This window comes from Allobosea sp. 05T438 (genome assembly GCF_056396025.1).
In genome coordinates, this window is sequence record NZ_JBFTKQ010000024.1 from 1 (window position 1) to 21,653 (window position 21,653).

Below are 21,653 nucleotides of genomic sequence, written 5' to 3' on the forward strand. Positions count from 1 at the left end.
CTCGAGCCGTCGCGCAGACCTGGAAGCTTCGCTTGGCGAGATCGATCGCCAGAACATGGACGTCGGACATGGGCTCCTCCTTCCAACGCGCCTTGATGACGCTCGCAGGCACCTTACGATGCCCGCCGGAGGGGGCATCCACCCCATCAGTTCAAGACGGCCGACCGGTTCGCTCCGCCGTTGGTGACCAGGCTCGGCAAATCGGACGCTCAAATCGGTCATTTCAGGCGTTGCTATCAGTCTCGATCCTTTCCACGGCTGATACTGTCGGATGACGCGAGAAGCGCTGTAGGATCTGCTCGCGATCGACGGACCCATCCATGCCGACGACCATGCAAATGTTGGCCGAACCGTCCGGGCGCACCTCGACCCCCAAGCTCTGCAACGGAAAACCGAAGCGCTGCGCGTCAGTGGCAAGTCGTATGATCCCGTCATAGGCATCGCCGGCCTCGGCCTTGATCGCGATCCAGGACATCGGTTGTGGGCGCATCATCCGTGACTCCAGCGCTAGGCAGCGGAGCTGTTGGTGAGGAGAGACGCTGCCTTCTCGCCGATCATCAGCGCGGTTGCGTGCAGAGCAGCATTGGGCAGGCGCGGAATGATCGCGTTGTCCGCGACCCGCAGTCCATCGACCCCGCGGACTCGCAGTTCCAGATCGAGCACTGCGTTGTTGTCCGGCCCGATCGCGCAGGTGCCGCACTGGTGGTAGGAGGTGGCAGACCGCTGGCGGATTTCCTCGACCATCTGATCGTGAGTTTGCACTCCACTGCCGGGAGCGAGTTCCTCCTTGATATAGCGGGCGATCACTGGCTGGCGCATCACCTGACGCATGCGATCCACACCGGCAGCGAGGATCTGGATGTCTCGCGCGTCGCTGAAATAGCCGGTATGGACGACCGGCTGCGCAAGAGGATCGGCCGAGCGTAGCTCGACCTTACCTCGGCTGTAGGGCGTGCCCTGATAGATCGTCATGCCGAAGCCCTGCTGGCGGGGCAGGAGATCCCGGATGCTTTTGCCGCCGCTGGGGGGCAGCGCCGAGAGCATGACGACCTGCATATCTGCGATTTGCAGGCGAGGGTCGCTTTTGAAGAAGCCGCCGGCGGACGCGAAGCTTTCCGCCAGCGGCCCGCCGCGTTGCAAGAGGTAGCGAAAACCGGCGCGCGTCGCCCCTTGCGCAGACAAATGATTGCGGGCTGTGACCGGTTCCGAGCAGGCGTAGCTCGGCCGGTAGCAGGGATGGTTCTGCAGGTTCTGCCCGACTTTGGGCGAATCCGCCACAACCGCAATGCCATGGCGGCGCAAGGCTTCAGCCGGGCCGACGCCCGACAGCATCAGCAGGGCCGGGCTCATGATGGCGCCCCCCGACAGGACCACCTCCCGCGCGACATGGAACGCGACGAGCTCGCCGGCGCGAACCGCCTCGACAGCCGTCGCCTTGCCCCGAACGATACGGACACGCACGACGCGGGTATCGGTCGCGACCGTGAGATTGGGCCGCCGGCGAGCCGGACCCAGAAAGGCACGGGCCGCGCTCAGCCGAAGACCGCGGTCGATGTTCACGTCGTACCAGCCGATACCTTCGGAATGATCCGCGTTAAGATCGTCCACGATCGGCAGGCCGGCCGCCTGAGCCGCGTCCAGAAAGGCGTCGCAGATCGGCAACTCCGGGTTTGCGCGCCTTAGCCGCATCGGGCCCGTGCCGCCATGCCATTCGCCGGGACCGCGGTAGTTGGATTCGGATTTGAGGAAGTAAGGCTTCAGATCGGCAAAGCTCCAACCCGAGCAACCCATCTTGGCCCAGGCGTCGTACTCACTGGAATGGCCGCGGGTATAGATCATCCCGTTCATGCTGCTCGACCCGCCGATGATCTTGCCCTGGAGCAAGGTAGCGGAGCGGCCAAAGAGATCGTCGATCGGCTCGCTGACGAAGTTCCAATTGTGCTTGGCGATTGCGCCGGCCGCGAAGCCGAGCCCCGGCACCCGCATCAGAGGGCTGTTGTCTTTGCCGCCCGCTTCGATCAGCAGGACCTTGACTGACGGATCCTCGGAGAGACGAGCTGCCACGACGCAACCGCTCGCCCCTGCACCGATGACGATGTAGTCGAATGACTGAGTTGCCACGCCGTTACCTCGGCCGCCGCTCGATAACATGGTTGAGGACACGCTGGACCGTGGCCAGATCCTCGGGGGAGACGCCACGAAACAGGATCTCCTCGTTGCGGCGGGTATGCGCGACGATTGATCGAATATGCTCGTCCCCGGCGGCGGTCAGCTTCACCCGTCTGCGGTCGTCGGCACAGGCGAGTCCCTGGGCGACGACACTGTCGAGGACATTCTGGCTGGCGTTGAAATCCAGCAGAAGTTCCGGCTGAAGCTCCTCCAGCGTCCGGCAGGGATGGGTCTGGGCGGCCTTCAGCAGCCGGGCCTGCATCAGAGAGAGACCGAGCCCGGCGGTCTTCCGGCCCTTCTCGAGCTGCGAGGCGATCGTGCCATAGGCCCGTACCAGCAGGGACGTGAGCAGGCGCTCGTCGTCCAGAAGTGGGGCCACTCCACCAGTGCCCGCAGGCAGCTGCACATCGGGATGATCCGCAGCGATGGCGTAGCGGCCCTTCGAGAACAGCAGCGGTTGACGATCGAAGCGCGAGAAGCGCTCGACCTGACCTAGCAGGATCAGATGATCGCCGCCATCGAAGGTCTGTGTTCGACGGCACTCGAAGCTGGCGGCGCTGCCGTCGAGCAGGGGCGATCCCTCAATGCCGTGCCGGGAGGCAACGCCATCGAACTTGTTGGGGCCGGATTTGGCGAAGCGCTGCGACAGCGCCATCTGGTCGTGCGCCAGCACGTTCACCGCAAAATGGCTGCAGGCCTCGAAGGCTGCGAAGCTCTGGCTCTCGCGCCGGATCGACCACAGCACCAGCGACGGCCTGAGCGACACCGATGCGAATGAATTCGAGGTCATGCCGTAGCGCGTGCCGTCGACGCAGGTCGTGATGACCGTCACGCCGGTGGCAAACTCGCCGAGGGTACGGCGGTAGCCGTCGATGCCGAGCTCCGGATTTCCGGTTTCGATCGCGTTCATGAATGTCAGCCTTCTCGCTGATCCGGGGTGAGGCGAGGCCCGCCGTTTGGCTGGCTCGGGCTCGGCACGAGGCGTGATCGGCGGCTCTCGGTGCCGCCGATCACGCGAGGGTCAGCCGCCGGTCAGTCGTGGCAGCACGAGGGAGATCCAGGGCACCATCGCGATCAGGATCAGGCCTGCGACCAGCACGATCAGGAACGGCCGCATGGCCCTCGCCGCATCGGCCACCGTGGACTGCGCGACGCCGCAGGTGATCAGAAAGGCAATGCCGATCGGAGGCAGGAACACACCGATGCCCATCGCGATCAGGAGCACGATCACGTAGTGCACGGGGTCGACACCCAGATGGACGGCGGCCGGCATCAGCAGGGGCGACATGATCAGCAGGGCTGGAAGGCCTTCGAGCAGGCAGGAAACGATGATCATCAGGCTGATCGACGCCAGCATGAAGACCAGGACGCTGCCGCCGTGAAGGCTGGTCAGCCACTCTGCGAGACGCTGGGGCAGGTCGGCGACGGTCAGCGTCCACGCGAAGGCTGCTGCTGCCGAGAGCACGAACAGCACCATTCCCGAGAGGACGGCCGCCTCGATCGCGCCGTTGATGAAGTCGGCCAGCGATAATTCGCGATAGACCAGGACCGACAGGAAAAGGCCGAAGACGACGGCGATACCGGAGACCTCCGTCGGTGTGGCGATGCCGAAGCGGATCCCGACCATCAGCATGATCGGCATGAGCAGCGGCAGGAACGCGCCGGCCCCGGCCGACAGGATTTCCTTCGAGGAGGCCCGGGGCTTCGAGCGCTCGCCATTTCGGCGAGCCTGGACATAGATTAGCACGACGAGGCAGATCGCCAGAGCCGCCGCGGGCAGGAGACCTGCGATGAGCAGCGCGCCGATCGAGACCGAGGTGATCGCCGCGATGACCAGCATCGCGAGGCTTGGTGGCACGGTCTCCGCCATGGCGGCGGAGGCCGCGAGCACCGCTGCGATCTGGCCGGGCGAGTAGCCCTTGCGCAGGAGCGTGTCGCGCATCACCGAACCGACGGCGGCGACATCGGCGACCTTCGAGCCCGAGATGCCGGAAACGAGATAGGTCGCGACCACCACGACCTGGAGCAGGCCGCCCGGCATATGTCCTACCAGGGAGGAGGCGAAGCGCACGAAACGCAGGCTGATCCCGCCGCGCTCCATGATGACTCCGGCCCACAGGAAGAAGGGCAGGGCTAGCAGGATGAAATGCTGCGCGCTCGACGCCATGTTCTGCGCCACCGCGACGAAGGGGATCGAGTCGGCGACGTGCAGGTAGAAGGCGGCCGCCAGCATCAGCGCGAATCCGACGGGCAAACCGAGCAGGACCACGGCGAAGAAGAAGCCCAACATCAGATACATCGGGCCGTCGCCCTCCGGCGGCCAACGGCTCAATGCCAGTTGAACCAGCACCAGGGCGAGGCCGGCGCCGAGGATCAGCGGTATCAGGACCCGCACTTCGTGCCGCGCGAGACGATCGAGCGAGAACAGGACCACCAGCATCATGCCGACGAACAGCGGCAGCGATACCAGCCCTGCCGGCAGGTCGAGCGCCTGGGTGCGCTGGCCCCATTGCTCCATGACGAGTTCCCAGGAGGAGCGTGCGATCAGGGCGGAGACGATAAGGACGAGAATCTCAAGCACGATGGCCAGGCCATCGCGGCCCTTGGGGGACAGAAATGCCGTGGCGAGGTTGACTGCCGTGTGACCGCCGCGGCGATACGCGACGGCGCCGCCGACGAAGGTCAGGATGGAGATCGCGATGACCGTGACCTCGTCGGTCCACATCACCCCGTAGCCGAACAGCGCCCTGGCCACGACATGGGTCATGACGGCGCCCAGTTCGACCATGAGCGTCACGACGAGCAGCCAGACGAGGGCGCGGTCGAGCTTCAGGATTGCCGGACCCACCATGCGCGCCCAAGGCGTGCCGGTGGGAACTTCAGGAGCCGCCAGATGCATTTCCGCCATGTCCGAACCTATCGACCGCCGTAATGACCGGCGTATCGCTCGCCCGGTCTGTCACGCGATGCGTGGGGGGAAGAATAGGCGGCGCGGGTGCTGCGCCGCCTTCGCGTGTCAGGCCTTGGCGTCACGCAGGACACGGTCGACGAGTTCGGCACCGACATTCTGCTTGAACCGGTCATAGACGGGTGCCAGCAGGGCCCGGAACGCGGCGACATCGACCGGAATCACCTCGATGCCGCGGTCCTTGATGAATTTCTCCGACTCGAGCGACTTCTCGTTGACATAAGTCCGCCATCCCGGCTGCAGCTCCGCGGCGGTGTCCCGGATCAGCTTCGCCTGCTCGGGCGCTAGCGCATTGAGGCGGCGCTTGCTCATCGCCAGCCATACGGGGTTATAGGCATGGTTCGTGAGGCTGACGTACTTCACCACCTCGTACCATTTGGAGGCCACGAGGCTGAGGAATGGCACCTCGAACCCGTCCACCGTCCCTTGCGAGACGGCGAGATAGAGCTCGGTCGAGTCGACGATGGTCGGGATCGCGCCGAGCGTGGCGAACGTGTCCGCGAACACCGGTCCGGCGGGCAAGCGGATCTTCAGGCCCTGGAAATCCTTCGGCTCCCGGATGGCGCGCTTCGAGGTCTGCGTCACCCGCCAGCCCCAGCTCGACCAGGCCAGGACCTCGATGCCCTTCTCGGACATCTTGCCGGTCAGCATCTTGCCGACATCGCCGTCGATGACCCGCTCGGCCGCCTTCTCGTCCGAGAACATGAACGGCAAGCCGAGGACACCGAGCTCGGGGACGATGCCCTCCGACATCGAGGCGCCGTTCACGGCCATGTCGATCGTGCCCGTCTGGAGGCCGGTCAGGGCATTGGCGATGGTACCGAGCTGCCCGTCGGGAAAGATCCTGATCTTGACCGAGCCCGACGAGCGCTCCTCCAGCAGGGCTGCGAACTTGGTCAGGATCGCGTGGTTGGGATGGGTCGCCGAATCCGGCGTGCTGATGCGAAGCGTGACATTTGCCGCCCGGCCGATCGACGGGGCGAAGATTCCGGCTGCGGCAGCGCCGCCGAAGGCGATGGCTTGGCGTCGGTTGATCATGGTCATGTGTTCCTCCCAGGTTGTTCTGCGCCCATTCGGGCGTCGGTTCGTTGTGTCGGCTGCCCGCTTCCGGGCCGGTTCGTCGAATTCCTCTCGTGTCGCCAGTATCGGTCGCTGAGGCCGTCGTGACGGCCCCGTTCTTATCCGTGCAGGTTGTCCCGCAGCGTCCGGCCTTCGTATTCGCGACGCACGAGCCCGCGTTTCTGCAGGATGGGCACGACGTGATCCACGAACTCCTCGATCATGCCCGGCTTTGTCGGAGCGCTCAGATTGAAGCCGAGCGCACCGCTCTCGCGCCAGTAGCGTTCGAGTTCGTCCGCGATGCGCTCGGGCGAGCCGACCACCTGCGGCAGACCGACCGTCAGGCCCATCTGGATTGCAGCCTCCCGGACCGTGAGCTTCCTACCCTTGTTGTCGGTGCCCATCTTGGTGAGCGCTTCCATCATGCCGCGCGATGCCTGCGTCGGCAGTTCGTCCAGAGGCTGGTCCGGGTCGAGCGTACTGCAATCGATCCCGAGCGGTCCCGAGAGGCGGCTGAGCCCGGCATCGAGGGGCACCCGCTCGCGGAGACGCTCAAGGCGCGCCTGCGCCTCCTCGTCAGTGCTGCCGATGACGTATTGCAGGCCGAAAAGCGTGCCGACCGGTTCCTTGCCCGCCGTGCGGGCACCCTCATCGAAGCGCTTCCGGAAGGCGCTCATCGCTTCGAGATGCGGCTGGATCGCGAAGATCGCGTCGGCATGCTTGAGTGCGAACTCCATGCCGCGGCCCGACGATCCGGCCTGGAAGATCACCGGGCGCCCGCCCTGTGGCGAAGGAAGGGTCGATGACACGGCCTGGCAACGAAAGTACTTTCCATCATGGTCGATGCGCGCGATCTTCGCAGGATCAGCGAGGATTCCGGTCGCCTTGTCCATGGGCAGTGCTCCGGGGCCGAAGCTGTCCCAGAGCGCGTAGCAGACGTCCATGAATTCGTCGGCGAAATCGTAGCGTTCGTCATGGTCCATGAGCGCCTGGCCGATGGCGCGGTGCTCCGCCCGCATGTGGCCGGTCACGACGTTCCAGCCGACGCGACCCTTGCTCAGATAGTCCAGTGTCGCGATCCGCCGATGCGCCAGATAGGGCGGCGTACCGTTGACCGACAGTGTGACGCCGATGCCGAGATGGTCGGTCGCTGCCGCCATGGCCGCGACCAGCGGCATCGGATCATGCGTCGGCCAGACCACACCATAGGTGAGGGGGGTCTCGGGGCCATTCTTGTACTGGTCGGATGCTGCCGGCGTATCGGCGAAGAAGGCGGCATCGAAGCGGCCGCGCTCCAGCGTCTTGGCGATGTGCTGCCAATAGCCGAAATCGCCCATGCCTTCGAGCTGGCCGTCATCTTCGCTGGCCCAGCTCAACGCCGTATGCGTGATCGGGGAGTGGAAGAACATATGGATCAGGTGCATCTGGGACATGGCGTTCGCGATCAATCCTGTTGCAGGGGAGCCGGCCGGGGCATTCAGCCCTGCGGTGGGCTCCATTCGGTGTCGACGGTTCGCACGCCTGCGGCGTCGAGAATTTTCTGGATGCCGACGATCTCGAACAGCGACGATCCGGCCTTGATCTCGCTGCGGATGCGGGCCTCCGTTTCGTTGCGCTCGCGCGCCCGGCGAATGGTCTCGGCGGCCAGGCGGACGGGAACGACCAGAACGCCGTCGTCATCGGCGACGATGATGTCGCCGGGCATCACCTGGACGCCGTCGCAGACAAGCGGGACATTGACGGCGCCGGGGCCGCGCTTCTCGGGATGAGAGGGCGAGACGATCGTCGACCAGACCTTGCAGCCCATCTGCCGCAGCGCTTCCGTATCCCGAACCGGACCGTCAATGATCAGGCCGGCGACGCCTTTCTCCGCGGCATAGGTCGCTGCGACATCGCCCCAGAGCGCGCCCTGCGGCAGGCCGCCATTCGACAGCACCAGCACATCCCCCGCCTGCGCCACGTTCAATGCCGCGTGGATCATCAGGTTGTCGCCGGGGTAGTTGTTGGAGGTGACCGCCTGGCCGGCCAGCTTTTGACCTGTTGCGATCGGGCGCATCCGCGGAGTCATCAGGTGGCTCCGGCCCTCGATCGCCCCCATGGCTTCATGCAGGTCGGAAACCGGGAACTGTCCGATCTCGGCGATCAGGGCCGGATCGCAGCGCGGAATGCGGGTGTAGATGACGGGCTGCATCACGGGGTCCCTCGTGCGGGCCGGTTCGACGATCGGTCGAAGCCATAGAAATTGGCGGGGTTGTCGACGAGGACCCGGCGGCGAAGGGCTCCGTCCGGCAGCCAGGCTGTGAGCGGATCGAGGAGGTCGGCGAAGTCGGGAAGGGGACCCGAGAACGCCGGATGCGGCCAGTCGCTCCCCCAGAACAGCCGGTCCGGCGCAGCCTCGACTAACGCTTCGGCCAGAGCCGTGATGTCGTCGTAAGGCGCGCCCTCACGCGAAAGCCGATAATAGCCCGACAGCTTCGCAAAATGCCTGCCGCTTCGAAGCAGGTCGAGCATCGCCTGCATCGCAGGTTGTGCCGGTCCGCCAGCCGGATCGATCATGCCGAGATGGTCGAAGACGATCTGGCAGGGCAGCCGCGCGAACAGACCGTTCAGTTCCACAAGCTGCTCGGGCTTGACCAGCAGTTGCAGGTGCCAGCCGATCTCCGCCGATCTCTCCGCCAGCCGAATCAGGTCGGTCTCGAACGCGGCGCCCTGCTGCGGGGCGATGATCCGTCGGACACCGCACGCCCCATTGGCCTGCAATTCGGCAAGGTGCCGATCGGAAGCATCCGTCTCGATCGCGACGATGACCTTCGCGGGGATCCCGAGCTCGGCAGCGGCCGTCAGATGGCGGCTGTTGTCCGTGCCATAGACGCCCGGCTGAACGATGATCGCACGTTCGATGCCGATCCCGGCGAAGATCCGCCCGGCAGTTGCCGGCAGGGCATCCTGCGGCGTGTAGCTCCGGTTCGGAATATAGGGAAAGTCGGCCTCGGGGCCGAAGACATGGAAATGCGCATCGGTCATGCCGCCGGGCAGATCGAAGCTCGGCCGCCGCAAGGATTGCGGGGCGTCATGGCTGGCCATCGTCACCTTGTCGTCCCTCCCCGCGTCACCGAAGCCGCGGTTCCAGTTCCTCGCCCTCTCCAGACCCGGAGCGGGTCATCGGGAGACGATGGCATCGGCCCGCCGAGGACGTGCCGAATGCAAGGAGACTTGCACGAGAAGGGTATCGATTGAATGAGCTATATTGTGATCGTATCTGGCATAAAAACCGATAGATCGATCAGAGGTTGGCGATCGCTTCGAGTGGATAAGGCACGGCGCTTACGTCGTCCTCGGGCTGGATGAAGATGTCCTGATAAGCCGGCAGGCGGTTGCGCAGATAGGCGATCAGCCACTTCATCAAGACGTCGGGCGTATGGCCGTCGAGATGGACGATGTGGAGGGGCAGGCTGAAGGGCATTCCGTTGAACATCTCGAAGCGCAGAATCTTCAGTTCGCCGCGGGCGACCTGATTCCGGACCAGATGCAACGGTGCAAAGGACCAGCCGAAGCCGTTCGATGCATACTCGAGCCGGCTGTGTTGATCGGCGAACATCCAGTACTGGGAACTCAAGACGAGGCCGGAGATGGCCTGCGCGCGATCCGTCAGCACGAGTTGAACGTGCCTGCGCAGCTCGGCTCGTGTGATCATCCCGTCGATCTGGGCTAGTGGATGCGAACTCGCGACGATCGGGACGATCCGCACCGTGGCCAGGAATTCAGTCCGAAGGCCGGTCGCCTCCGAAAGCAGCGGCGAGTAGATCGCCAGGCGCGCMATTTTGCTTCGCAGCCTTTGTTCCGTTGCGCCCAGTCCTTCCGTGAACAACGTCACGGGGATGCCCGGAAATGCCTCTTTGAAGGCTGTCAGGCATTCAATCAGAAGATCACTCGGAAAGACCTGGTCGACGGCCAAGGTCAATTGAGGGGGAAGATCGCTTGCCAGGCTCTGCGCCCTTCGCCTGAACGCTTCGACGTCCTGAAGGATATGCGTCGCCTCACGCAGTAGGGCACACCCCGCTTCCGTGAGGCGCGGCGTCTTTCCGCCTCGCTCGAAGAGTTCAAGCCGCAACGTCGCTTCCATGGACTTGACCGATTGACTGACCGCCGACTGGACTCGGCCGAGGCGGCGCGAAGCAGCAGAGAAGCTCCCCGTTTCTGCCACGCATAGGAAAATCCGCATCTGGTCGAGCGTAAGTGAATCCAGCAATCGTCTAGCTCCGGTTGTCTGCTGCCGAATGTTAGCTCCGGATCGAATACATCATAGGTTTAATGACGGGGCGAGGAGCCGTTGAACCGGGAAATTGATAATCTTGAGGTGGTTTCGCGCCAAGCACCCGCCTGGCGGGAGGATTCGCGCTGGTCAATCGGGGCGTAATGTGTTCGCGAGCTGCGCGTCTGCGTCTGAACCGCTCGCTCTCGGACGGAATGCGCCAACTGCAGACATTGGGACATTGCCCGGAAGCGGACGCTCACAGTTGCGCCCCGGAGTTACCGCCCGCGCCTAGAGCCGACGCAAGCCATCACCGGGCATTCGTGCCAGCCAATGTGTGAGATCGGGATTTGCATTTCCCGTCCTGTTCTTCCAGGCGAGGAAGAGCGGCTCCCCGCAAATCTCAGCTCGACAACCCGTCAGCTCACGGGATGCTCGCCGAGCAGCCGGATCGTCGCTGCGCGGGGCTTCGCGGCCTCCTCGGTGCTCATCGCGATGAAGGAGCTTTGGCCGCCGGTCAGAGTCGTCGGCAGCAGCATCACGCGAATGAAGGCATTGGTGCCGCCGCTGATATTCTTGCCGATGACGGCTTCATTGCCGCTCTCGAACCAGGCCTGCTCCGGCCCGACACGATCGAGATGGTCGCCGACATCGGCTAGCAGCAGGCCGTGCAGCAGCCGGCGGATGCCAGGGCCGCGATGGCGATGGGCTGGTGTCTGGGCCCCGTCGGCGGATTCCACGCGATCGGCGCGGAGCATGAGGTCTTCCTCGGGCGGCGTCACGGGGCGGGACAACACCGGCGAGAGCCCGGGCTCGAGGCGGACAGCCCCGTTGCCTGGCGCAACGTCGAACAGCCAGGCGCAGCCCGTCGTCGAGACCGCGTCTCCGGGCCGGACGAAATCGCCTTCGCCGGAAGCGAGGCGCTTGCCTGCGACCAGCGTCTCGCCGGAATGCGCAAAGGCGAAAGCGAGATGATCCGCTTGCAGTCGGACATCGGCGGCGGGAAGCAGGTCATAGACGGTCATGCGGCAGAGGCGAGTCATGAGGCTCTCGAAGCTGATAATGTTTGCCGAGAAAAAGACACGGTCAGCGGCTCCTGGCGATGACCGCTTCCAGGATTGGGCTGCCCGGTTCGCGGAACTCGTTCAGGATGTCGAAATGCCCCCAGCGAGGCAGGGTGTGAACCTCTGGGTTCATGCCGCTGCGGTGGAGATGATGCCCGTAGCGGTAGGTCTGGTCGATCCAGTGCCAGGGCTCGATACCGCCGACGAAGAGGCTGCCCGGGCATCGGGCGTGAACGGGCCGCTTCTCGACATCGCGCCGCAGCGCGATCTCCTCGCTCAGCCTCACCTCCTGGTTGACGCTGGTGCCGATCACCGGACGCGGGTCGAAGATGCCGCTGATCATCACCGCGCCGGTGATGAAGCCGGGCTCGATGCCCTCCCCCGCCCAGTCATGGGCCATGCACTCGGCGACGAGATGGGCGCCGGCGGAATGGCCGGAAAGGCTGATGCGGCTCGGGTCGCCCCCGAAGGCCGCGATCTCGCGTCTGGCCCAGGCCAGAGCGGCAATGGCTGACTCGGCGACCCCATCGAGCGTCGAGGCCGGGCAGAGCTCGTAATTCGCGATAACCGCGGTGATGCCGGCCGCGACGAGCGGCGCCGCGACAAAGGCGAAGTTCTGCTTGTCCTGCGCCCGCCAATAGCCGCCATGATAGAAGATATGGACCGGGTTCGCCTTGCCGCCGCCCTCTGCGGGGTAGATGTCGAGCTTCCGCAGGGTATGCTCGCCATAGGCGATGTCGGCATGGCGCCTGAGCCGCTCCAGCGCCTCTGCATTGGCCGCAGCCCGCTCGACCTGCGCGTCCTTGAAATTGGGGAACGCTGCCTGCGGATTGTACTGGAACTCGTGCTCTTCGGGACTGAGCGTGGACCAGATCGGTCGATCGGCTGGCATGGTCATCCTCTTTCGAAAGCTGGCGCCTCAGGCGCTCAGGCGCCTTGTCCCTGACGCTGGAGCGAACTGTCGCGCAGCTTCGAGAGCGTGCTGCGGATGGAGAGCGCTTCGGGGTCTGTCACGAGCTCGATCAGGGCGCTCATGCCGGCGCTACGCGCCCGCTCCAGAGCCGCCGCGAAGTCGCCCGTCGCTTCGACGCGCTCGGCATGGCAGCCATAGGCCATTGCGAGCGTGACGAAATCCGGGTTCACCAGAGCCGTGCCGCTCTCGCGCGCCGGGTAATGCCGCTCCTGATGCATGCGGATCGTCCCGTACATGCCGTTATTGACCACGATGAAGATGATCTTCAACCCGTACTGGGCGGCCGTCGCCAGCTCCTGGCCGTTCATCATGAAGCAGCCATCGCCGGAGATCGAGACCACGTCGCGGTCCCGGAAGGCGAGCTTCGCGGCGACGGCGGCCGGCACGCCATAGCCCATCGCCCCCGAGGTCGGGGCGAGCTGCGTCCGGTATTCCGAGAATGGCCAGTGGCGATGCAGCCAACCGGTGTAGTTGCCCGCGCCGGAGCACATGATGGTCTCCGCGGGCAGGACCTCGCGCAGGCTCACGACGACCTCGCCGAGATTGACGCCGCCAGGCTGGGGCGTCGGAACGAGGCTGGCCTCATAGTCGGCGCGGCACGCCAACGCCCAGTCCCGCCAGGTCGGATCGGCGATCGCCGGCCTTTCCGCTAGGGCAGCGAGCACCTCGCTCGCGGCGGCGTTGATCGGCAGATCGGCCTGATAGACGCGGCCGAGCTCGTTCGGGTCGGGATGGGCATGGACGACGGTTTTGCCCGCCGGGCGCGGCGGAGCGAGCAGCGTATATCCGCCGGTGGTCATCTCGCCGAGCCGGGGGCCGAGGACGAGCAGAAGGTCTGACTCGGCGAGACGTTTCGCGAGGCTGGGCTCGGCGCCGATGCCGAAATGGCCGACAAAGCAGGGCTCGTTGTTCGGTAGATAGTCCTGGCAGCGCAACGAGACAGCAACCGGCAGCTGGTTGGCGCGCGCGAAGGCGACAAGGTCTCGCCCGGCCTTCTTGGTCCAGCCGCCCCCGCCGGCGATCACCAGCGGGCGCTTCGCCTTGGCCAGCAGAGCCAGGGTCTCGTCGATCTGGTCCGGCCGCGCGGCGGCGGGGATCGGGGCCGCGGGGCGCCCGAGATCGACCTTGCCGGCGACGATTTCGCTCAGCATGTCCTCAGGCAGGGCCAGCACGACCGGGCCGGGGCGGCCGGACATCGCCGTTTGGAATGCGCGATGCAGATATTCCGGGACGCGCGCGGGATCGTCGATCTGCGCGGCCCATTTTGCGAGTGGCGCGAACATCGCCCGGAAGTCGACTTCCTGGAAGCCCTCGCGATCGGCGAAGCTGCGGCCGACCTGCCCGATGAAGAGGATCATCGGCGTCGAGTCCTGGAAAGCGGTATGGACGCCGATGGAGGCGTTGGTCGCGCCGGGGCCACGGGTCACGAAGCAGATGCCCGGCCGCCCGGTGAGCTTGCCATGGGCTTCCGCCATGTTGGCGGCCCCGCCCTCCTGCCGGCAGACGATCAGCTCGATCTCGCTCTTCTTGTCATGCAGCGCGTCCAGCACCGCGATGTAGCTTTCCCCAGGCACGCAGAACACGCGGTCTACGCCCTGCAGTGCGAGGCAATCAACGAGAAGTTGTGCCCCTGTCTGCCCGGATCGATCGCTCATGGCCGCTTGTTCCTGTCTCTGTACCATTCGGTTCCTGGTTCAACCAATATCACCCAAATTCAACCAATAACCAATTCTTTTTTGCTCCGCTCTCTGTCCTGCGCCCGATTTTGAACATTGGATTGGAATGCTGTATCCATATTCGGCATTGGCGGGAACCAAATCAGACCAACCATGATCGACAATCTGGCCAGACAGGCTGACGACGGCAGCGCGCGACTCAAATCGGATTCGGATGGGCAGGCCATCTATCTGAGCCTGCGCAGTTCGATCGTCGAAGGGCAGATGCGCACCGGCGCCCGGTTGCCGACCGAGCGGGCGCTCGCCTCGCGCTTCGGCGCGGCGCGCAACACCGTGCGCAAGACGATGAACCAGCTTGCCGATGAGGGGCTGATCATCCGCCATGTCGGGCGGGGTACCTTCGTCGCGCGCAGCCACAGCCACGCCGCTCCCGAAAAGCCGGCCGAGCCGGAGTTCAGTCTGGCGGACCTCCTCGAGGCACGGCTGATGTTCGAGCCGACCCTGGCCGAGCTGGTGGCGGAGCGGGCGAGCGAGCAGGATCTGGCGGCGCTCTCCGCCCATCTCGAGGCGCTGCGCAATGCCGCGAGCTGGAGCGAATTCAAGGAGGCGAAGTATGCTCTGCATCTCGCCATCGTGCGCGCCTCCCGCAACAGCTTCCTCGTCTCGGTGTTCGAGCGGATCATTGCCGCTCGCCGCAGCGCCGGCTGGGGCCGTCCGGGCGGCCATCCGCTGCCGATCAGCGCGGTCCGCGAGGCGGCGGCACGCGACAATGCCGAGATCGTCGAGGCTTTGCGCCAGCGCGATGCGGCCAAGGCGCGTGACCTGATCAACCGCTATCTCCTGCGCACGCTGATGTCGGTCAGCGAGAACTGAACCCGTCGCCCGCGGGCCAAAGCATGGGCTCGAAAAGTGGAGCGCGGTTTCCGGATCAAGCCGATGCGAAATCAATGAGCTGGATCAGCGCCGGTCCATGCGCCGCTGCAGGCCGCGCCCGACGAGCATCAGCGCGAGCGCCGTGATCAGGATCGCGAGTCCGGGGAAGGCCGACATCCACGGCGCCAGCAGGATATAGTCCTTGCCCTGCTGCAGGATGGCGCCCCAGTCGGGCGTCGGCGGCTGCACGCCCAGGCCGAGGAATCCAAGCGCCGACTGGATCTGCAGCACCAGTGGAAACAGCACCATGCACTGGACCAGGATGAGCGGCAGCACGTTGCGCGCCACATGCCGGGCGAGGATGAGGTGTTGCGGCAGGCCGAGGCTGCGGGCGGCCTCGACATAGGTCATGCCGGCCTCGGCCATGGCGCCCGAGCGGGCGATGCGGAAGAACAACGGCACGTAGACGACGGTCAGCGCGAAGACGAGGTTGCCGGTCTTCGGCCCCAGGATGCCGGTGACCATCACGCCGAAGATGATCGGCGGAAAGCTCAGGATCACGTCGACCAGCCGGCCGAGCACCATGTCGATATGGCCACCGAGGAAGCCGGAAACCAGCCCGAGCGCGCCGCCGATCAGCGCGGCGAGGACCAGGGCCGAGGCGCAGATCGAGAGGGTGATGCGCGCGCCGTGGACCACGCGCGCGAACACGTCGCGGCCGACATCGTCCGTGCCGAAGAAATGGGCGGCCGAGGGAGCCTCCATCGCCTTGTCGACATTCACGGCCAGCGGCGAGTGGCTCGTGAACAGCCCGGGGAACAGCACGACGAGCAGCACGAAGCCGAGCAGGATGAAGCCGAATGTGAGGTCCGGCGCCTGCCGCGCACGGCGGATGAAGCGGGCGGCGCGGCTCTCGGCGGTCTGGGTGTTTGGCGCAATGCTCATCTTGTCAACTCAGCCGAACGCGCGGATCGATGATCCGGTAGGAGAGGTCGACGATCAGGTTGACCAGCATGGCGAGCACGACCACGACCAGAAGCCCGGCCTGGAGCACGGGGTAGTCGCGCGTCTCGATCGACGACAGCAGCAGGCGGCCGAGGCCCGGCAGCGCGAACAGGCTCTCGATGATCACGGCTCCGCCAAGGATCTGGATCAGGATAAGCCCCATGAAGGTAACCAGCGGGATCGCGATGTTGCGCAGCAGATGCCTGACGAAGATCGTGCCCGTCGGCACGCCCTTGGCTCTGGCGGTGCGGACGAAATCCTGCCCCAGCGCCGAGATGATGCTCTGCCGGACGAACTGGCTGTAGGCGGCCGCCTGAAGCAGCGCGAGGCTGACCACCGGCAGGGCAATCATGGAGAGGTTCTCGCCCAGCGACTCCATGGGGGAGACATACATGAGCGGCGGCGACCAGTCGAAGCCCGCGGACATGCCGACCAGCAGCATCAATCCGATCCAGAATACCGGCGCGGCGAGCCCGAGCAGGTTGAACGCCTGCACCGCGCGGTCCAGCATGCGCCCCTCGTAGATCGCCGCGAGGATGCCGAGCGGCACGCCGATCAACGTCGCGAGCAGCAGCGTGGCGGAGGCAAGCTGGACGGTGACGGCGAGCGCGGAGCCGATCATGCCCATGACGGGCTGCCCGCGTGTCCAGCTCGTGCCGAAATCGCCGCTGAGGACGCGTCCGAGCCAGCCCAGATATTGCTGCCAGACCGGCTGATCGAGCCCGAAGAACTCGCGCAGGGCCTTGGTCGCGATGGGGTCGCTGGTCTGGCCCAGCATCTGGCCGACGACATCGCCCGGCACGGACCTGACCAGCAGGAACACGACGATCGAGGCCAGCATCGCCGTGACGACCGAGGCAGCCAGCCGTTTTGCGAGATAAGCGCCCATTGGACTCCGCGGCATTCAGGAAAAGAGAAGGCCGATGCGGGCTTGAGCCCGCACCGGCGAGACAGGCGGCGCATCGGGCGCCGCGGGTGAACGGTCTCAGGAGACCCAGGTGCGGGCGAGCCCGTAATACCAGCCGGTCGGGTGCTGGTCGTAGTTCTGCACCCGCTCGCCGCGGACGACGAGATGATCGGCCGAGAACAGCATGATCGTCGGCACGCTCTCCGCCATGACCTGCTGGAAGCGGTCGTAGATCACGCGGCGCTTGGCCGGATCGTTCTCGGCGCGGCCCTCGTCGAGGAGCTTGCTGGCCTCGTCGTTCTTCCAGTTGCGGAAGTCGGCTCCTTCCGGCGCCTTGTGGAAGTGGCGGTAGAATAGCAGGTTCGGGTCCGGCACGGTCGCCCAGTCATTGAAGGTGAAGCCCATCTGCTTCGACTGGAAGTTCTTGATCCAGACGCCGAGCTCGACGCGCTGGATCGAAAGCTTGATGCCGACCTTGGCGAGCTGCTCGCGCAGGATCACGCTGGCGGCGTCCATCCAGTCATAGCCGATGATCGAGGTCAGCGTCAGCTCGAAGCCGTTCGGATGGCCCGCATCCGCGAGCAGCTTCTTGGCGGCGGCGATGTCGACCTTTTGGTTGGGGAGCTTTTCGTGGGGCGCGCCCCAGCTGTCCTGCATGCCGGCGACCATCGTGCCGATCACCTTGCCGAGCCCGCCGATCGAGGCGCGCATGATCTCGTCCTTGTCGACCGCCAGCGCGATGGCGCGGCGGACGCGCTCGTCGTCGAGCGGCTTGAGCTCGGCGCCGAGATCGATGGCCTTCTGGTTGAAGGAGGGCTTGCGCTCGATCACGAGCCCGGCCACGCCCTCGACCTGCTTGACGTCCTGCGGGCGGCTCAGCGTGGCGATGTCGATGCGCTTGTTGCGCAGTCCGACCAGCAGGCTGGCGGCGTTGGGAACGAAGACGAAGTTGATCCGGTCGAGATAGGGCACGCCGGGCTCCCAATAGTCCGGGTGCCGGACCAGGGTGGCGTTGCTGTTGGGCTTGAATTCGGCGAGCTTGAACGGCCCGGTGCCGACGCTGGTCTGGTTCAGCTTGGTCTTGGCATCGGCGCCTTCGAAATAGCCGGCCGGAACGACGCCGCCATATTTGTTGCCGAGCGTCATCGGCAGAGCGGCATTGGGTGCCGAGATGGCGATCTTGACCGTGGCATCGTCGACGACGTCGATCGCCGTGATCATCGCGAAGTCGCCGGCGCCGGGCGAGCCGTTCTTCGGATCGCGGATGTAGTTGTAGCTGTAGGCGACGTCCTTGGCCGTCATCGGCTCGCCGGTGTGGAACTTCACGCCCTTGCGCAGGCGCATTGTGTAGACGAGCCGGTCGGGAGAAAGATCGAAGCCCTCGGCGAGAAGCGGCATCGCCGTGCCGTTCGGGCTTTCATAGAACAACCCCTGATAGATCAGCACCGTCAGGCGGATGCGGGCGTCGGCGGCCTGATGGAAGGGGTCGAGGCCGGGCGGCTCGACCAGCAGGCCCATGTTCAGCGTGCCGCTGGTCTTGGCGCCGGTCGGCTTCGGCCCATAGAGTTCGGCAGCAGAGACCGGGCCGATCATCGCCGCCATCGCGGCCCAGCCGCCGAGCAGCATCAGGCTGCGCCGGTCGATGCCGGAAAGGAAATCGGAGTTCGACATTTTTGTTTTCCCCTTGTCGGGCTCCGTTTCGGATCGCGAGATCCTGGAACGCCGGGCGCCCGTTGGCCGGCCTCCCATCGTCGAAGGCTCAGCTGCGATAGGCCACCACGAGCTCGATCTCGACCGCGGCATCGCGAGGCAGCTCGGCGACGCCAACGGCCGAGCGCGCGTGCTTGCCAGCTTCGCCCAGGATCTCGCCGAGCAAGTCTGAGGCTGCGTCCAGCACCTTCGGCTGATCGTTGAAACCCGGCGCCGAGGCGACGAAGCCGGTGACCTTGAGGACGCGCTCGATCCGGTCGAGAGAGCCGAGAGCCTGCTTCAGGCAGGCGAGCCCCTGCAGGATGCAGATGCGGGCTTCCCCCCGCGCCGCTTCCAGCGAGACGGCTCCCCCGGCCTTGCCTTTGACACGGACCTCGCCATCGACCTTCGGCAGCTGGCCGGCGACATAGGCGACGCCGCCATGGAGCGTGACCGGCACGTAATTGAAGGACGGCGAAGCCGCTTCCGGCAGTTCGATGCCGAGTTCGGCGAGGCGCTTGTCAATCATGGGCCTGCTCCGCAGCGTTGAGGAGATCGTCGGCGACCGTGCCGAGATCGTAGCGAGGCGCGAAGCCCGTATCCGCCATGAAGCGGTCGCCATTCATCAGCGGCAGCAGCAGAGCCGGCTCGATGCGATCGAGCGCGATATCGGCTCCCGGCCTGCGGGCGCGGGCGGTCTCGATGATCTCGCTCATCCGGGCCTCGAAGCCCTTGATGTTGTAGGCGGAGCGGACCGGACCACGGTGCTGCAGCGCGGCGAGCATCGCAGCGGCCGCATCGATGACGTGCATCAGGTCGACGGCATGGTCGTGGAATGTGACCTGTGCCGAACGCCCTTCGCGCGCGGCCGCGAAGATTTCCGAGATTGCGCTGGCCGCGCCCTGATACCACAGGCCCGGCCCGAGGATCAGCGGCAGGCGCATGCTGACGATCTCGACGCCGTGACGGCGGATCATGAAGTCGGACAGCACCTCGGCCAATTGCTTGGTCACGCCGTAGACGGTGGTCGGACCCGAGGGGTCTTCCTCGTCGACATGGCTGGTGGCGTAGGCGGCGGCGGGGCCGTAGACCACGGCAGAGCCGGTCCAGACGATACGCTTCACGCCTCCACGCCAGGCCGCGTCGAGAAACCGGCGATGGCCGGTGAGGTTGATTTCGAACGCCGTGTCGGTCTCGGCCTCGCCCGCGCGCATCAGGCCTTGCTTGCCGACGCCATGCGCCACGCAGGACACCGCCTGTTCCGGCCTGAAGCGAGCAAAGGCGGCGTCGAGCGCGTCCGCATCGGTGATGGAGCCCTCGCAGGAGTCATAGCGCCCGGCCAGATCGGCCAGCCTGTCCTCCGCCATCGCCGGGCCGAACACGACCGGGCGGTAGCCGGCATGGACGAGAGCCCTGACGATATGGGAACCGACGAAACCGGCTCCGCCAGCGACGAGAATGGTCTTGGCGGCACCAACCGGGGTCGTCATGTCAGCGGACGGCATGGCGCTCGACCTCGTCCCAGTCGACTTCGATCCCGAGGCCGGGCGCGTCCGACACCGCCAGGAAGCCGTCGACCGGCTTCGGCGGGTTGCGCAGGATCGCATCGCGCAGCGGGTTTTTGCCGAGGTCGTACTCGACCAGCGTCGGCCGCGGGACGTTGTTGGCGTGCGGGTAGACCGGCAGCGAAGCGACGAAGTGGATTGCCGCAGCAAGCCCCACCGCCGTGCCCCAGACATGGGGTGAGAGGCGCAGATGCTCCATCATCGCGAGCTGAGCGATCTGCCGCCCCTGCCAGAAGCCGCCGCAGAGCGAGAGATCGGGCTGGACGATGTCGACGGCGCGGCGGTCGATCAGGCGCTTGAAGTCGAAGGCGGTGTAGAGCGCCTCGCCAGTGGCGATCGGCACCGGGCTCCAGCGCTGCAGCGCTTCGTAGCCGGCGAGATCCTGCGGAGCGAGCGGCTCCTCGACCCAGCCGATGCCATATGGAACGAGACGGCTGATGCTCTCGCACGCGAGGTCGAGCGTGTAGTTGGAATTGATATCGACCAGGATCTCGACGTCCGGCCCGAGGATTCGACGTGCGGCGGCGACGCGCTGCTCGTCACTGGTCGGCGAGACGCCGATCTTGATCTTGATCGTGCGGTGACCGGCGTTGGCCATGGCCTCGATCTGCGGCTCGAAATCGCGCTCGCTGTTCGCGGTGAGATAGCCGCCCGAGGCGTAGATCGGCACGCGCGAGGCATTGGCGCCGCCGATCAGCCGCGATACCGGCTGGCCAAGCGCCTTGCCGGCGGCATCCTTGGCCGCGATGTCGATGCCGGAGATCGACCACATCAGCGCGCCCTGCACGCCGAAATGATAGTGCTTGGCGATGACCTGCGCGAAGACATGCTCGACGTCGAGCACATTGGTTCCGACGAGATAGCCCTTCAGCAGCGGCAGCATCGCCTGGTTGACGGCGGGCAAGCCCCAGCACTCGCCGATGCCCTCGATGCCGTTGGCGAGCTTCAGGCGGACCAGGGTCGTCGCCCGCGTCGCGCCCATGGCCTTCGCCATCCCATAGGCCTGCTCGGCAGGCAGCTGCGCCTGGAGCGGAATGAACGATATGTCGGCGATATCCATGACCATCTCGATCCGGCGCGGTAAGCCAATGCTGATCAATTCGTGCCAATCTTGGACCAATTATCTTTAGAGCGCAACTGCCGACCTGCCGGCGCTGACGACTGACGGAAGCCAAAGCGAACGCTTGGAGTGCGCGCCGTAGCTCGATCCAAGTAAAATGCCTTGAGTACGGCGTGCGATCAGCCAAAGTGTACCGATAGCTTGGCACGCTGCTAGACCATTTTGGGGGAGGCTTCGAACAGCGAAGCATCTGAGATGAAGCGCTACGCCTGCTCGCCTGCGCGCCGCTCGAAGGACCTCAATCCTAACCCCCGCCGGACAGGTTCTGGAGAAATGAGTGGCGCGGCGCGCGGCCACCGTGCGCCAGGTGCAGACATTGGCGGATCGCCCGAT

Annotated in this window: 19 protein-coding genes; 1 reads left to right on the plus strand and 18 read right to left on the minus strand. The window is 65.6% G+C overall.

The features are described from left to right. Positions 1 to 223: 223 nt before the first annotated feature. The 12 genes from AC1DIN_RS26470 to AC1DIN_RS26525 all read right to left on the minus strand — a co-directional run bounded on the left by AC1DIN_RS26470 (position 224) and on the right by AC1DIN_RS26525 (position 14,140). On the minus strand, positions 224 to 475 hold the full coding sequence (locus AC1DIN_RS26470; RefSeq protein WP_476811900.1) for a hypothetical protein: 252 nt from the start codon (positions 473 to 475) through the stop codon (positions 224 to 226). A 32-nt stretch (positions 476 to 507) separates the two neighbouring features. Next, positions 508 to 2,199 carry a GMC family oxidoreductase gene (locus AC1DIN_RS26475; RefSeq protein WP_476811901.1) on the minus strand — a complete coding sequence of 564 codons (1,692 nt, stop codon included), beginning with the start codon at positions 2,197 to 2,199 and terminating at the stop codon, positions 508 to 510. Beyond that, the gene (locus AC1DIN_RS26480; protein ID WP_476811902.1) at positions 2,126 to 3,079 is read right to left on the minus strand and encodes a flavin reductase; all 954 of its coding nucleotides are present in this window, start codon (positions 3,077 to 3,079) and stop codon (positions 2,126 to 2,128) included. The genes AC1DIN_RS26475 and AC1DIN_RS26480 overlap by 74 nt, the downstream gene beginning before the upstream one ends. A 111-nt stretch (positions 3,080 to 3,190) precedes the next feature. Continuing rightward, positions 3,191 to 5,077, minus strand: a complete 1,887-nt coding sequence (locus tag AC1DIN_RS26485) for a TRAP transporter large permease (protein ID WP_476811903.1) — start codon at positions 5,075 to 5,077, stop codon at positions 3,191 to 3,193. Positions 5,078 to 5,185: 108 nt separating this feature from the next. Then, the gene (locus AC1DIN_RS26490) at positions 5,186 to 6,181 is read right to left on the minus strand and encodes a TRAP transporter substrate-binding protein (protein ID WP_476811904.1); all 996 of its coding nucleotides are present in this window, start codon (positions 6,179 to 6,181) and stop codon (positions 5,186 to 5,188) included. A gap of 134 nt (positions 6,182 to 6,315) precedes the next feature. Continuing rightward, the gene (locus tag AC1DIN_RS26495) at positions 6,316 to 7,629 is read right to left on the minus strand and encodes an NtaA/DmoA family FMN-dependent monooxygenase (protein WP_476811905.1); all 1,314 of its coding nucleotides are present in this window, start codon (positions 7,627 to 7,629) and stop codon (positions 6,316 to 6,318) included. A 44-nt stretch (positions 7,630 to 7,673) separates the two neighbouring features. Continuing rightward, complete coding sequence (locus tag AC1DIN_RS26500) at positions 7,674 to 8,387, minus strand: 4-carboxy-4-hydroxy-2-oxoadipate aldolase/oxaloacetate decarboxylase (RefSeq protein ID WP_476766220.1); 714 nt, start codon at positions 8,385 to 8,387, stop codon at positions 7,674 to 7,676. Next, a complete protein-coding gene (locus tag AC1DIN_RS26505; protein WP_476811933.1) occupies positions 8,387 to 9,280 on the minus strand; it encodes an amidohydrolase family protein in 894 nt (297 codons plus the stop codon). Before AC1DIN_RS26505 ends, AC1DIN_RS26500 begins: the two co-directional genes overlap by 1 nt. A gap of 199 nt (positions 9,281 to 9,479) precedes the next feature. Next, positions 9,480 to 10,445 (minus strand): LysR family transcriptional regulator, encoded by a 966-nt coding sequence (locus tag AC1DIN_RS26510; RefSeq protein ID WP_476811906.1) that lies wholly within the window; start codon positions 10,443 to 10,445, stop codon positions 9,480 to 9,482. Positions 10,446 to 10,867: 422 nt separating this feature from the next. Next, positions 10,868 to 11,491, minus strand: coding sequence for a hypothetical protein (locus tag AC1DIN_RS26515; protein WP_476811907.1), 624 nt, complete (start codon positions 11,489 to 11,491; stop codon positions 10,868 to 10,870). 43 nt (positions 11,492 to 11,534) lie between these two features. Further along, complete coding sequence (locus AC1DIN_RS26520) at positions 11,535 to 12,404, minus strand: alpha/beta hydrolase (protein WP_476811908.1); 870 nt, start codon at positions 12,402 to 12,404, stop codon at positions 11,535 to 11,537. A 35-nt stretch (positions 12,405 to 12,439) separates the two neighbouring features. After that, positions 12,440 to 14,140, minus strand: coding sequence for a thiamine pyrophosphate-binding protein (locus AC1DIN_RS26525; RefSeq protein ID WP_476811909.1), 1,701 nt, complete (start codon positions 14,138 to 14,140; stop codon positions 12,440 to 12,442). 174 nt (positions 14,141 to 14,314) lie between these two features. On the opposite strand from AC1DIN_RS26525, the gene AC1DIN_RS26530 reads away from it, so the two are divergent. Further along, complete coding sequence (locus tag AC1DIN_RS26530; RefSeq protein ID WP_476811910.1) at positions 14,315 to 15,034, plus strand: FadR/GntR family transcriptional regulator; 720 nt, start codon at positions 14,315 to 14,317, stop codon at positions 15,032 to 15,034. 84 nt (positions 15,035 to 15,118) lie between these two features. On the opposite strand, the gene AC1DIN_RS26535 is transcribed toward AC1DIN_RS26530, so the two are convergent. The 6 genes from AC1DIN_RS26535 to AC1DIN_RS26560 form a co-directional block, all read right to left on the minus strand. After that, complete coding sequence (locus tag AC1DIN_RS26535; protein WP_476811911.1) at positions 15,119 to 15,979, minus strand: ABC transporter permease; 861 nt, start codon at positions 15,977 to 15,979, stop codon at positions 15,119 to 15,121. Positions 15,980 to 15,983: 4 nt separating this feature from the next. Beyond that, a complete protein-coding gene (locus tag AC1DIN_RS26540) occupies positions 15,984 to 16,928 on the minus strand; it encodes an ABC transporter permease (RefSeq protein ID WP_476811912.1) in 945 nt (314 codons plus the stop codon). A gap of 96 nt (positions 16,929 to 17,024) precedes the next feature. Beyond that, positions 17,025 to 18,617, minus strand: coding sequence for an ABC transporter substrate-binding protein (locus tag AC1DIN_RS26545; protein WP_476811913.1), 1,593 nt, complete (start codon positions 18,615 to 18,617; stop codon positions 17,025 to 17,027). A gap of 88 nt (positions 18,618 to 18,705) precedes the next feature. Then, positions 18,706 to 19,164, minus strand: coding sequence for a RidA family protein (locus tag AC1DIN_RS26550; protein ID WP_476811914.1), 459 nt, complete (start codon positions 19,162 to 19,164; stop codon positions 18,706 to 18,708). Then, positions 19,157 to 20,140, minus strand: a complete 984-nt coding sequence (locus tag AC1DIN_RS26555) for an NAD-dependent epimerase/dehydratase family protein (RefSeq protein ID WP_476811915.1) — start codon at positions 20,138 to 20,140, stop codon at positions 19,157 to 19,159. The genes AC1DIN_RS26550 and AC1DIN_RS26555 overlap by 8 nt, the downstream gene beginning before the upstream one ends. Further along, a complete protein-coding gene (locus AC1DIN_RS26560) occupies positions 20,127 to 21,260 on the minus strand; it encodes a mandelate racemase/muconate lactonizing enzyme family protein (RefSeq protein ID WP_476811916.1) in 1,134 nt (377 codons plus the stop codon). Before AC1DIN_RS26560 ends, AC1DIN_RS26555 begins: the two co-directional genes overlap by 14 nt. Between the last annotated feature and the right edge of the window lie 393 nt (positions 21,261 to 21,653).